Annotated in this window: 12 protein-coding genes; 4 read left to right on the forward strand and 8 right to left on the reverse strand. The window is 71.7% G+C overall.

The features are described from left to right. Positions 1-28: 28 nt before the first annotated feature. The 3 genes from FB388_RS21060 to FB388_RS21070 are packed head-to-tail and all read right to left on the reverse strand — an operon-like array spanning position 29 to position 3,140. Positions 29-1,063, reverse strand: a complete 1,035-nt coding sequence (locus FB388_RS21060) for a Bug family tripartite tricarboxylate transporter substrate binding protein (RefSeq protein ID WP_170225770.1) — start codon at positions 1,061-1,063, stop codon at positions 29-31. Positions 1,064-1,092: 29 nt separating this feature from the next. Then, entirely contained in the window at positions 1,093-1,623 is a 531-nt protein-coding gene (locus FB388_RS21065) for a tripartite tricarboxylate transporter TctB family protein (protein ID WP_142103956.1), read from the reverse strand. Next, on the reverse strand, positions 1,620-3,140 hold the full coding sequence (locus FB388_RS21070) for a tripartite tricarboxylate transporter permease (RefSeq protein WP_211362143.1): 1,521 nt from the start codon (positions 3,138-3,140) through the stop codon (positions 1,620-1,622). Before FB388_RS21070 ends, FB388_RS21065 begins: the two co-directional genes overlap by 4 nt. An 86-nt stretch (positions 3,141-3,226) precedes the next feature. Here FB388_RS21070 and FB388_RS21075 point away from each other — a divergent pair, with 86 nt between their 5' ends. Next, a complete protein-coding gene (locus tag FB388_RS21075) occupies positions 3,227-4,369 on the forward strand; it encodes an MFS transporter (protein WP_142103957.1) in 1,143 nt (380 codons plus the stop codon). 51 nt (positions 4,370-4,420) lie between these two features. Continuing rightward, complete coding sequence (locus FB388_RS21080; protein ID WP_142103958.1) at positions 4,421-5,677, forward strand: NAD(P)/FAD-dependent oxidoreductase; 1,257 nt, start codon at positions 4,421-4,423, stop codon at positions 5,675-5,677. A gap of 10 nt (positions 5,678-5,687) precedes the next feature. Here FB388_RS21080 and FB388_RS21085 read toward each other — a convergent pair whose 3' ends face one another. The 4 genes from FB388_RS21085 to FB388_RS21100 are packed head-to-tail and all read right to left on the reverse strand — an operon-like array spanning position 5,688 to position 9,448. Then, entirely contained in the window at positions 5,688-6,677 is a 990-nt protein-coding gene (locus tag FB388_RS21085) for a type 2 periplasmic-binding domain-containing protein (RefSeq protein WP_142103959.1), read from the reverse strand. Positions 6,678-6,681: 4 nt separating this feature from the next. Further along, complete coding sequence (locus FB388_RS21090) at positions 6,682-7,698, reverse strand: amidohydrolase family protein (protein WP_142103960.1); 1,017 nt, start codon at positions 7,696-7,698, stop codon at positions 6,682-6,684. Then, positions 7,695-8,375 (reverse strand): 4-carboxy-4-hydroxy-2-oxoadipate aldolase/oxaloacetate decarboxylase, encoded by a 681-nt coding sequence (locus FB388_RS21095; protein WP_142103961.1) that lies wholly within the window; start codon positions 8,373-8,375, stop codon positions 7,695-7,697. The genes FB388_RS21090 and FB388_RS21095 overlap by 4 nt, the downstream gene beginning before the upstream one ends. Next, a complete protein-coding gene (locus FB388_RS21100; protein ID WP_211362144.1) occupies positions 8,372-9,448 on the reverse strand; it encodes a zinc-dependent alcohol dehydrogenase in 1,077 nt (358 codons plus the stop codon). Before FB388_RS21100 ends, FB388_RS21095 begins: the two co-directional genes overlap by 4 nt. A gap of 113 nt (positions 9,449-9,561) precedes the next feature. Between FB388_RS21100 and FB388_RS21105 the strand changes: the two genes are divergently transcribed. Together FB388_RS21105 and rpiB are read left to right on the forward strand one after the other, a co-directional pair. Then, positions 9,562-10,515, forward strand: coding sequence for an ABC transporter substrate-binding protein (locus FB388_RS21105; RefSeq protein WP_142103963.1), 954 nt, complete (start codon positions 9,562-9,564; stop codon positions 10,513-10,515). A 9-nt stretch (positions 10,516-10,524) separates the two neighbouring features. Beyond that, positions 10,525-10,977 carry a ribose 5-phosphate isomerase B gene (rpiB, locus tag FB388_RS21110; protein WP_211362146.1) on the forward strand — a complete coding sequence of 151 codons (453 nt, stop codon included), beginning with the start codon at positions 10,525-10,527 and terminating at the stop codon, positions 10,975-10,977. Here rpiB and FB388_RS21115 read toward each other — a convergent pair. Beyond that, positions 10,971-11,993, reverse strand: coding sequence for a tripartite tricarboxylate transporter substrate-binding protein (locus tag FB388_RS21115; protein ID WP_170225771.1), 1,023 nt, complete (start codon positions 11,991-11,993; stop codon positions 10,971-10,973). The genes rpiB and FB388_RS21115 overlap by 7 nt on opposite strands. Between the last annotated feature and the right edge of the window lie 8 nt (positions 11,994-12,001).

Below are 12,001 nucleotides of genomic sequence, written 5' to 3' on the forward strand. Positions count from 1 at the left end.
TCCTCCATATTGGACTGATAGTTTTACCTTAGTACATGCCGGTCAGCAGTTCGCGGTACTGCGGGGGCGCGGTGAGGATCCGCTGCACGAGGCCGTCGAGCTCGGCGCCGCCGAGGAAGGAGAGCTCGCGCTCCTGCTGCTCGGCCGTGGCGAGGAGGTCCGGGTTCGCCATGACCGTGGCCATCGCCTCCCGCCAGCAGCGCTTGGCCGCATCGTCCATCCCGGGCGGTCCCACCAGCGGGCGGCCGATCTCGATCAAGGCCAGGTGCGCGTCCACCAGGGCCCGCTGCTCGTCGGTCATCGGGACGTCGTGGACCCAGGGGACGTCGTCCCGCAGCCACGCCGGCGACTGCTCGCCCATGCGCAGGACCGGGGTCTGCGTGGCCTCCTCGATCGCCTGGCGGCGGCTGCCGGGGTTGCCGGACATGCCGTCGATGGCCCCTTGCAGGATCGCCAGCTCGGTCTCGCCCGAGCCGGGAAACCCGGTCACGACCTGGGCATCGATGTCGAACACCTTGGACAGGAGCGAGGCGGTGACGTAGTCCTCCGCGCCCGGACCGGTGGATCCCCAACGGAAGCCGCGGGCGGCTCGCACCGCGTCGAACGTCTGGTACGGCCCGGTGGCGCTGGTCACGATCAGCGGGGGCTCGCTCACCACGCGTCCGATGTAGGTGAAGTCGTCGAGGGCGAACTGGGCACCGTCGGCCCCGGCGAGCGACGAGCCACCGGCTCCGACACCATTCATGATCGCGATCGTGGTGCCGTCGGCCTTCTCGGTGTGGAGGTTGTTCAGAGCGAGCAGGCCACCCGCACCGGGCTGGTTCTGCACGGCGATCGTGGTGCCGGTCCGCTCCTCCAGGTACGGGGCGAGCAGCCGCACGTAGGAGTCGTAGCCTCCGCCCGGTTCGTAGGGCACGACGAGCGACACGGTCTCCCCGTCGAGCGAGGAACAGGCCGGTAGCGCATCACCCGCGGCCTGGGCGCCGCTCGCGCACCCCGCCAGCACCCCTGCCCCGACACCGAGCGCCACCACTGCACTGAGGCCACGCCGACGGTCAGCCATCATTCTCCCTGCGTTGTTCGGAGCTGCGATCAATCGACGAGCAGGCCGGACGGCGTAGGGACGCCGAGCGCCAGCTCGAATGCCACGTAGAGCAGGACTGCGGTCACAACGGCGTAGATCACACTGAAGATCCATGTCCGCTTGCCGGCGAACCTGAGGTACAGCAGGGAGAAGACCGGTGCCGTGACGTACAGGCCGCTGAGGTAGAGCAGCACGAAGAAGGCGGCCACCCAGCCGAGGGCGGACGCCCACCGCCGCGCGCCGGCCGTGCGGAAGACGTACTCGACGTCGTCGGAGTCCGCGTCGCCGGCCTCGGGAGACGGGGTCGGGCGCCGCAGCCGCAGCACGGCCTGCACCAGGTGCAGCGCGGTGAGCACGACACCGGCACCTGTGACGAGGCGCGGGAACAGCGCCGCCCGGAACGACCACTCGCCGGCCTCGATGAAGGCCCAGGCGAAGAGCACCAGCAGCAGCACCGTCACGACGACGTCGACCACAGCCTCGGGCGAGGGGCGTCGACCGTTCAGGAAAGGCACCTCGGCAGGGGCGCGCGCGGTCATACCGTCTCCTCGCTCGTCGGGCCCGGTGCCCGCTGCCGGGCACGCAGCCTCCGGATCGTCGGGAGCAGGATGGCGACCGCCATCGCCGCCGCGATCACCAGGACGATCGGCCGGGTCAGCCACGTCCACCCGAACAGCGAGTGGGACAGGAAGAGGTAGCGCTCGGCCAGCGACCCGAGCACGACCGCGAGCAGGAACGGCACCCGCGGCCAGTCGTACCGGATGCACATCACGCCGACGGCCGCTGCCCCGATCATCACGAGCACGTCGGAGAAGGAGTTGCTCGACGTGTAGGCGCCCAGCGCGAGGAGCAGCAGCAGGAACGGCACGAGGAGCGGGCCGGACACGAACGTGAGGCGGGTGAGCGGCTTCAGGAGCAGGAACGCGGCCACCACGGCGACGGCGTTGGCCAGCACCGTCACCCAGATCATCGAGAAGGTGACGTCGAGGGACGTGGTCAGCATCTCTTTGCCGGGGTTCAGGCCCACGATGAGGAACGCGGACAGCAGCACGGCACTCCCGGCCCCGCCGGGGATACCGAACCCGATCGTCGGGATCAGCGACCCGCTGTCCTTGGCGTTGTTCACCGCGCCGGCCGCGATGACGCCCTCGATCGACCCCTTGCCGAACATCTCGGGATTCTTGGAGCTCTGCTGGGCCGCGCCGTAGGCCATGAACTGGGCCACGGTGCCCCCGAGGCCGGGCACGATGCCCACACCCGTGCCGATGGCGCTGGAGCGGATCACGAGGGGCCAGTGGCGGAAGACGTCGCGGACGCCCTGCCCGATGCCCGCGAGCGAGGCCTCCGTGCTGTCGGTGCGGGCGATGCTGCGCCTGCTGAGCATGATCTGGAGCACCTCGGCGCCGCCGAAGAGGCCAACGACCAGCGGGACGATCCCGATCCCGTCCCAGAGGTAGAGCAGGTCGAACGTGTAGCGGGGAACGCCCTCCTGCGGGTCCAGGCCGACCAGCGCAACGAGCAGGCCGAGGCAGGCCATGACGAAACCCTTGAGCAGCCGGCCGCCCGACAACGCGACGACGAACGTCAGGCCGAGCACGGTCAGGGCGAAGAACTCGGGCGGGCCGAACGCCAGCACGACGGGGCGGATGATCGGGATGGACAGCGCGAGCACCAGCGCCCCGAACACGGCGCCGAGCGCGGAGGACAGCAGTACGGCGCCGAGCGCCCGGCCACCCTCTCCCCGCTTCGCCATCGGGTGCCCGTCGAGCACCGTGGCCGCCGAGGTGGCCTCGCCCGGGACGCCGAAGAGCACCGAGGTGATGTCACCGGTGGTCGACGTGACGACCCACATGCCGAGCAGGAACGCGAACGCCTCGACCGGCTGCATGTCGAACGTGAAGGGCAGCATCAGGGCGAGCGTCACGGCCCCGCCCAGGCCGGGCAGGATGCCCACCACGAAGCCGATGGCCACCCCGAGGAGCATCAGCATCAGGGGTACCGGCTGGAACACCGCCATGAGACCGTTCAGGGCGTCGGTCAGCATTCGGGGTCCCACTTTCGCGACGGTGCGGTGGTCCACGGCACGGCTGGTAGTTTGGCACAACCATAATACCTTTGATGCTGCCGATCGGAGCACAGTGAGTGCCGTCGCGTGACCCCCTTTCGCGCGACGCCGTCGCGTCGGCGGCCGGAGCCGGGATCTACTCCGTGTCCCTCGGTGCCGCGGGCGTCGCCCTGCCACTGCTCGCACTGCAGACGGGCTACTCCGCATTCGACATCGGGGCCCTGACCGCGACCTCCGCGGTCTCGCAGATGCTGGTTCGGCTGGCCCTGGCCTGGGCGATGCGCCGGTGGGCGGACTGGACGCTCATCGCCGGCGCCGTGATCACGCTCGCAGCCAGCTGCCTGCTCGTCACCCTGTCCAGCGCGATGGTGCCGTTCGTCATCGCCCAGCTCCTCCAGGGCGCCTCCCGGGCCTGCTTCTGGACGGGCAGCCAGACCCACGTGGTTCGCGGCACCGGCCGGGCGGCGGGCGCGCTGGCCCAGGTGAACCTCGTGGCGTCGGTCGGCCTGCTCTGCGGCCCGCTGCTCGCAGGCGTGCTGTCCGAGATCGCGCCGGAGCTCGCGCTGGGAGCGGCCGCGGCGGTCGCGCTCGCCGGCCTGGTCCCCACCCTGCTCCTCGACCGCCTGCCGCCGTTCACGCCGCCGCCCGACCGCCCGCCGGGACGGCTGTGGCGCCGCCCCGGGGTCGACGTCGGCTGCTGGGCGGGAGTGTCTGCGGGCGCCTGGCGCGCCCTGCTCACCTCCTACGTCCCGGTGGCGCTCGACGCGGCCGGCCAGTCGGCCACTGCCGTGGGCGCCCTGATCTCGGTCGCGAACGGAGCCCAGCTGCTCGGCACGGGACTCGCCGGACGCATCCGTTCGCACCTGACCGGCCGCGCGCTGCTGTCCGGGATCGTGGCAACCGGTGTGGCCACCGCCCTGACGGCCGCCGTGGCCGGCAACACCCCGCTCGCCGCCGCTGTGCTCGCGGTCAGCGGCGTGGCGGCCGGCGCCGTGCAGGTGCTGGGCCCGGCGCTCGCTGCCGAGTCCGTACACCCCGAGGAACGCGGCGAGGCCATCGCGGCCACCGGCACGTTCCGTGCGGCCGCGCTGTTCGCCGCACCGCTGGCCGTCGCGGGCATGGTGGTGCTCGTGCCGCTCGCGCCCGCGATCGCCGTGGTCGGTGCGGGGATGACCCTCCCGGCCTTCGCCCTGCGCGGACGCGACGCCACTTCCCAGTAAGTCTTGCCTTTGGCATAATGGTAAGTCCATTCCAGTCGGAAGGGGCGCCCCATGCCGCAGACCACGTCCACCGGGACGCTGGTGATCGGCGCCGGCCAGGCCGGCGTCCACCTGGCCGGGTCGCTGCGACAGCTCGGTGACGCGCGCCCGATCACGCTGATCGGCGCCGAACCCCACGCGCCGTACCAGCGACCGCCGCTGTCCAAGGAGTTCCTCGCCGGTTCCGCCGACGCGGAATCGCTCGCCTTCCGCACCCCCACCTGGTACGCGCAGCACCGGATCGAGCTGGTCGGGGGCGAGCGGGTGGCCGACCTCGCGCTTCCCACCGGCGGCCGCCCGGGGCTCGCGCGGACGACGGTCGGGCGGACGCTGCCCTTCGCGCGCCTCGCCCTCACGGTGGGCGCACGGCCGCGGCGGCTGGACGTGGCAGGCGCCGACCTCGACGGCGTCCACTACCTCCGCGGCCTCGACGATGCGATCGGGCTGCGCCACCGCCTGGCGGTCGCCTCCCGGGTCGTGGTCGTCGGGGGCGGCTTCATCGGCCTCGAGGCCGCGGCGGCGGCCCGCGCCCAGGGCAAGGAGGTCACCGTCGTCGAGGCGGCCGACCGGCTCGTCGGACGAGCGGTGGCGCCGGTCGTCTCCGAGTTCCTCCGACAGGCCCACGAGCGCCGCGGCACCACGGTGCTGCTGCCGGCCGAGGTCGTGAGCTTCGGCGGCACGGGACGGGTCGAGTCCGTCCGGCTGGCCGACGGTCGCGAGCTCCCGGCCGACCTCGTCCTGGTAGGTGTCGGCGTGGTCCCCCGCACCGAACTCGCCGAGGAGATCGGCCTCGAGTGCGACCGTGTCGTCGGCGGCATCGTGGTCGACGCCACCGCCCGTACCAGCCACGAGGCCGTGGTGGCCGCCGGCGACTGCACGGCGCTCCCGCACCCCGTGACGGGTGTCGGCCGCGTCCGGCTGGAGTCGGTCCCCGGCGCCGTGGCGCAGGCCGGTGTCGCCGCGGCCACATTGCTGGGCCGGACCTCGGACACCCGCAACGTGCCGTGGTTCTGGTCGAACCAGGGCGATCTCCGGCTGCAGATCGCCGGCCTGTCCGCGGGCTACGACCACTACGACGTGCGTGGCGAGCCCGACAGCGAGCGGTTCGCCGTCCTCTACTACCGCGACGGCGCACTCATCGCGGTCGACGCCGTGAACACCCCGACCGACTACCTGGTGGTCCGGAAGGCACTTACCACCGGCCGGACCCTGCCCGCCGACAAGGCGGCCGATCCCAGGATCCCGCTCAAGAGCCTGCTCGCGGGCTGACCAGCCCGCACTAGATCACGAACTCCTCGGTGGCCTCCGGGGCGAACAGCTCATCCGGCGCGTACCGGCGCCGGGACAGCCCCTGCTCGTGGTGGTAGCGGAGGAAGGTGGACAGCGTCTCCTCGTTGGCCGCGAGCCCGTAGGACCAGTAGTCGGCCCCGAGCAGCGATCGGGCCTCCTCCACCCCCTGGATGAGCCAGGGCAGCGTGAACCGCAGCGCGGAGGAGTCGTAGAGGTTTTCCATGGCCGCCTTCTTGGCCAGGTGCAGCGCCTTCGTGAGCGACTGCGCGACCCAAGGGTGGCGCTCGTAGACGTCGCGGCGGACCACGACCACGTGCATGATCGGGAAGATGCCGGTGGCCGCGAAGTACTCCTTCTCGGCCGCCACGGGATCGTCGAACAGCCGCCGGACCGGGCCGCCGGGGCGGAACGAGGAGGGCACCCGCGGGCTGTAGAGCGCGTCGATCCCGCCGTCGGCGAGCATCGCCGACAGGGTCGCGCCCTCCGGAACGGGCTCGATGCGGACCCGCCCGCCGAGGTCGACGGCGGCCTTCTCGATCCGCCCGGGCGTCTCCTGCCCGCCGGTCCGGTACTCCACGGCATCGATCGGCACGTCGTGCCGGTCGGCGAGGATGCCGCGGATCCACACCCCCGCCGTGAGCTGCCACTCGGGTGTGCCGACCACCTTGCCCCGCAGGTCCTCCGGCTTCTCGATGCCGGACGCCGCGTTCACGAAGATCCCGCCGTGCCGGAACATCCGCGAGGGGTAGACCGGCAGCGCTACGAACGGCGACGGGTCGAGGTCCAAGGACTTCACGTAGGACGACAGCGACAGCTCCGCCACCTCGAACTCGCGGTGGCGCATCATCCGGAAGAACGTCTCCTCGACGGGGAGCCGCAGGTAGGTCAGGTCGATCCCGTCCGGCTGGACGGTGCCCTCGTAGAGCGCCCGCGTGCGGTCGTAGTCGCCGCACGCGAACGCCAGCCGCAGTCGTGACACGTCCCTACCTCCCCGCAGCCCGCAGCCGCGCGTCCAGCCGCGGGTACACGCGCCGCGCGTTCTGTTCGAAGATCTGGTGGCGCTGCTCCTCGGCGAGGCCCAGCTCGTCGATGTAGGACTTCGTGTCGTCCCACTCGACACCGGTGTCGGGGTCGGTGCCCCGGACGGCCCCGAGCATCTCCGACGCGAAGAGGATGTTCTCGATCGGGATCACGCCGGTGAGCAGGTCGATCCCGGGCTGGTGGTACACGCAGGTGTCGAAGAAGACGTTGGACAGCAGCGTGGCGGGATCGGGCCGGCCCATGCGGACCGCGAGCCCGCGGTAGCGGCCCCAGTGGTACGGGATCGCGCCACCGCCGTGCGGGATGACGAAGCGCAGGGTCGGGAACCGCGTGAACAGGTCGCCCTCCAGGAACTGCATGAAGGCCGAGGTGTCGGCGTTGAGGTAGTGCGCGCCGAGGGCGTGGAAGTTGGGGTTGCACGAGGCGGAGACGTGCACCATCGCCGGCACGTCCAGCTCGACCATCGCCTCGTACAGCGGGAACCAGTACTCGTCGGTGAGCGGCGGCGAGGTCCAGAAACCGCCGGACGGGTCGGGGTTCAGGTTGCACCCCACGAAGCCCGCGGCCACGCACCGGCGCAGCTCGGCGACGGAGTCGTCGAGGGCGCCACCCGGCGTCTGGGGCAGCTGGCAGACCGCGGCGAAGTGGGCGGGGTACAGGTCGACGACCCGGGCGACGAGGTCGTTGCTCGTGGCCGCCCACGCCCGCGCGGTGGCCGGGTCCGGCACGTGGTGCGCCATCGACGAGGCGCGCGGCGAGAAGAGCATGAGGTCGCCGCCGCGCTCGCGCAGGATCCGCAGCTGATTGCCCTCGACGCTCTCCCGGATGGCGTCGTCGCCGATCTCGGCCGGCGACGGCGCCGGCAGTGTCGGGTCGTCCAGCGCGGCCAGCTGGGCGTCCCGGAACTCCTGCTGGGCGGCCGGAACGGTCGTGTAGTGACCGTGGCAGTCGATGATCACCCGGCATCCACGTAGGTCAGGCCCTTGGCGCCGAGCGCCTCGCGCATCGAGGAGACGTCCAGGCTCAGCTCACCCTTCGCGTAGCGCTCCCGGGAGCGGGCCTCGCGCTCTTCTCGCTCCCGCGCGGCGGCGATCACGTCGGCGGCCCGGGCCCTGGGCACGACCACGACCCCGTCGTCGTCGGCGACGACCACGTCGCCGGGCTCGATCCACTGCCCGGCGCACACCAGGCCGACGTTGACGTCGCCGAGCGTCTCCTTGACGGTGCCGAAGGCCGACACGTGCCGGGACCAGACCGGGAACCCCATCTCCCGCAGCTCGGCGACGTCGCGGCAGCCGGCGTCGATCACGAGGCCGCGGACCCCGCGGTAGGCCAGCGCGGTGGCCAGCAGCTCACCGAAGTACCCGGCCGACGAGGGCGTCGTCGGGGCCACCACCAGCAGGTCACCCTCGGCGCACTGCTCGACGGCGACGTGGATCATCCAGTTGTCGCCGGGCGGGACGCTGACCGTCACCGCGGTGCCGGCCGCCCGGGCGCCCGACCAGATGGGCCGCAGGGCCGGGTCGAGCAGGCGCGCACGGCCCTGGGCCTCGTGGATCGTGGACACCCCGAACTCCGCGAGGCCCTCGACCAGCGCCCGGTCGGTGCGGGGCGGATTGCGAACCACCACACTCACGCTTTCTCCTTCCACGGCAGCAACGAGATGTGGATCGCATCCTCCCCGGTCTCGCCGGCGAGGGCCCGGATGGCGTGGTCGACCTGATCGAGACCGAAGCTGTGGGTGGCGAGCCGGTCGAGCGGGAAGCGCCCCGAGGCCAGCTGCTCCAGCGCCAGCTCGACCGCCCGGAAGCCGTGCCCGCGCGCGCTGGCGAGCGTGATCGACTTCTCGGTCAGCTTCTTCAGCGGGAAGTCCGGGAACGCCGCCACCTCACCCTGGGTCACCATGATCCCCTCGCGACGCTTCAGGGCATCGATGCCGAGCAGGACCGGCGCGGTGCCGGCCCCGGCGGTGCAGTCGAGCACCGTGTCGACGCCCCGGCCGCCGGTGAGCTCCAGCACCCGCGCGAGGGGATCCTCGCGCTGCACGTCGATCACGGCGTCGGCACCCAACCCCTTGGCCAGGTCGAGCCGGGCGGCGTCCCGTGCCGTTCCGGTCACGATGATCAGCGAGGCACCGGCCTGCTTGGAGGCGACCACCTGGGACAGCCCCTGCTGCCCGGGCCCCTGGATGAGCACTGTGGACGCGTAGCCGACCTTCCCCGCGTTCAGTGCCCACTCGATGCCGTTCGACAGCGGCGTGACCAGGCCCGCCAGCTCGGCCGACACCCCTTCCGGCACCTTGTGGACCACCGCGTTCCAGGGCAGGTACATGTACTGCGAGAAGCCGCCCCACAGCCGGCCGGGATTGTCCGCGGAGGTGTAGCCGTAGCGGCGGGCGTCGGGGTTGGTGCGCCAGTCGGTGAGCTCGCAGTGCCGGTACTCCCCCGCGTGGCACCACTCGCAGTGGAAGCAGCCGACGTAGTGCTCGACGAAGACCCGGTCACCTTCACGCACACCCTTGCGTTCGGTGAAGCCGCGCCCCGCGTGCGAGATGACTCCGACGTTCTCGTGCCCCATGATCACGGGCGAGGTCGAGGGTGGCTTCGCGTACATCTTGACGTCGGTGCCGCAGATCCCGGCCACCTCGACCTCGAGCAAGGCGCTGTCCTCGTCGATTTCGGGCATCGGGAACTCGCGGAGCTCGGTCACACCCGGACCTGTCCGCACGGCCGCCAGCACCTGATCGGGCATCGACCCGCCTCCCCGTTTCTGGTCTATTGGTCATACCATAGACTATCGGTGAGCGACCAGAGGGGATCGACATGCAGGAACCCGGGCCCGTACTGCGGACCGTCACCCGCACGCAAGGTGCCAACGAGGCGTTGAAGTCCGGAGAGGTGACTCCCCACGGGTTCCACTTCGAGTTCGAGGAGGTGCGGGTCCTCGTCTCGGCCTTCCGCCGGATGGTGCGCGAGCTGGAGTACGACGTCAGCGAGATGGCGCTGACCACCTACCTCGTCGCCAAGGAGCACGGTGTCGAGTTCACCGCGCTGCCCGTCTTCCTCGCCCGCGGGTTGCACCACGGCGTGATCCAGGTGGCCTCCGCGGGCGGCATCCGGCACCCGAAGGACCTCGAGGGCCGCCGGGTCGGGGTGGACCGGGGCTACACGGTCACGACCGGGGTGTGGGCCCGCGCGATCCTGCGCGACGAGTACGGCGTGGACCTCGACAAGATCACGTGGGTGCTGTCGGGCGACGAGCACGTGGCGGAGTACCGGCCCCCGGCCAACGTCGTCCCGGTCAAGCCGCCGCGCAGCCTCGAGGACCTGCTCCGCGGCGGGAAGCTCGCCGCGGTGCTCGGCGCTCGCATCCCCGCCCCGGACGTCGTGCCGCTGATCCCGAACGCGACGGAGGCGGCCCTCACCGCGCTGCGGGAGCGCGGCCTCTACCCCATCAACCACCTCGTGGTCGTTCGCGACGACGTGCTCCGGCAGCATCCGGACATCGCCGCCGACGTCTTCGACGCGTTCGCGCGCGCCAAGCAGCTCTACGTCGAGCGGCTGAGCAACGGGAAGATCGAGTCACCCGACGCCAACGACCGGTTGTACCGGCAGGTGTTCGAGCTGACCGGGGCCGATCCCCTGCCGTACGGGATCGACCCGAACCGCGAGGTGCTGGAGCGACTGGTCCGCACGTGCGTCGACCAGAAGATCCTCTCGCGTCCGGTGGAGCTGGAGACCGTGTTCGCCGCGAGCACGCTCCGGCTCGAGGCGTAGCCGTCCGGCATGCGCATCGCGATCGCCGCCGACCACAACGGTGTGGCGCTGAAGGCCGGGCTCGTCGCGATGCTGCGCGGGAGCGGCCACGACGTGACCGACCTCGGAGCGCACGGCGCGCAGGAGGTGGACTACCCGCCGCTCTGCGCCGAGCTGTGCCACCACGTCGTCGACGGCCGCACCGAGCGCGGGATCGTCGTCGGCGGGAGCGGGCTCGGCGAGACCGTGGCCTGCAACAAGATCCGCGGCGTCCGGGCCGGGCTGTGCCCCGACCTCTTCCACGCGCGGATCTCGCGCGGCAACAACGACGCCAACGTGCTCGTGCTGGGGGCCAAGGTCCTCGCACCCGACCTGGCCCGCGAGATCGTGACCGCCTGGCTGGAGACGCCGTTCAAGGGCGGCGTCCACCAGCGCAGGATCGACCAGATCGCGGCGCTCGAACGCGGTGAGAGCCTTCAGTAGCTGGCCACGATCATCTGCCGGAACTCCTCGGGAGCGGTGAGCACGTCGCTCACCAGCCGCGCGGTCTCCGGCCCACCGAGCGGGTCGAGGGGCCGTTCCTGTTCGTCGAGGGCGGCGACCAGGTCCGCGTTGCCGATGGCGCACCCGAACGCCGCGCGGAGCGCCTCGACGCGGTCGGCCGGCATCTGCGCCGAGGCCATCAGGGCGCGCCCGGTCTGCCCCAGCGCCACGAGGTTGTCGATCATCACCTTCGCGCGGTCGTCGGGCGGGGCGGCCTCGTAGACGGTGGGGGTGTCGGGCAGGGACGCGTCCCGTTCCCCGTCGATCGTGACGATGGGGCGGACGTCACCCGACTCGATAGCCGGCAGCTGGCTGTCGATCGGGAGGACGTGCGCGTCGGCGTTCCCGGCGACGACCGCGGCTCGCGCCTCGGGAGCGCCCGCGAACCCGCTGACGATCTCCATGGGGAAGCCGTAGGCGGCACCCAGGATGTTCGGGGCGATGTAGTCGTTCGATCCCGGTCCCGTCGTCACGAACTTCACCGGTCGCCCCGCGTGCACGAGGTCGGCGAGGCTCTGGATCGGGCTGCCGGTGGCGACCACCATCACGCTCGGCGGTCCCGCGATCCGGCCGATCCAGTTGAGCTTCTCCAGGTCGAAGCGCACCCCCTCGGCATGCGCGATCTGCGCCGAGACGAGGCCGACGGTGTTCACGATCTGGATGCGCTTCTCCTCGGCACCTGCTGTGGACGTCCGGTTGGTCGCGACCAACCCTCCCGCACCCGGCTCGTTCCGCACCACGACCGTCGCGTCGAGGCAGTCCTCGAGGTAGGGCGCGAGCGCCCGGGCGTAGGCGTCGTAGCCGCCGCCGGGCTCGTAGGGGACGACCAGGTCGACGTCCTCGCCGGCGAAGGGACCGGCCTTCTCCCCGCTCGCGGCGCCGCTCCCGCACGCTGCGAGCGCGGCGAACACGACAGCGGCCGCGGCGGCACGCAATGGCTTCGATGATGGCCTCATCGCCATCT

This window comes from Pseudonocardia cypriaca, from assembly GCF_006717045.1.
Lineage (GTDB): Bacteria > Actinomycetota > Actinomycetes > Mycobacteriales > Pseudonocardiaceae > Pseudonocardia > Pseudonocardia cypriaca.

Excerpts from the sequence above, each read along its gene's own strand:
- FB388_RS21065 (WP_142103956.1), bottom strand. The coding sequence starts at position 1,623 with ATGACCGCGCGCGCCCCTGCCGAGGTGCCTTTCCTGAACGGTCGACGC.
- FB388_RS21080 (WP_142103958.1), top strand. The coding sequence starts at position 4,421 with ATGCCGCAGACCACGTCCACCGGGACGCTGGTGATCGGCGCCGGCCAG.
- FB388_RS21060 (WP_170225770.1), bottom strand. The coding sequence starts at position 1,063 with ATGGCTGACCGTCGGCGTGGCCTCAGTGCAGTGGTGGCGCTCGGTGTC.
- FB388_RS21105 (WP_142103963.1), top strand. The coding sequence starts at position 9,562 with ATGCAGGAACCCGGGCCCGTACTGCGGACCGTCACCCGCACGCAAGGT.
- rpiB (WP_211362146.1), top strand. The coding sequence starts at position 10,525 with ATGCGCATCGCGATCGCCGCCGACCACAACGGTGTGGCGCTGAAGGCC.
- FB388_RS21115 (WP_170225771.1), bottom strand. The coding sequence starts at position 11,993 with ATGAGGCCATCATCGAAGCCATTGCGTGCCGCCGCGGCCGCTGTCGTG.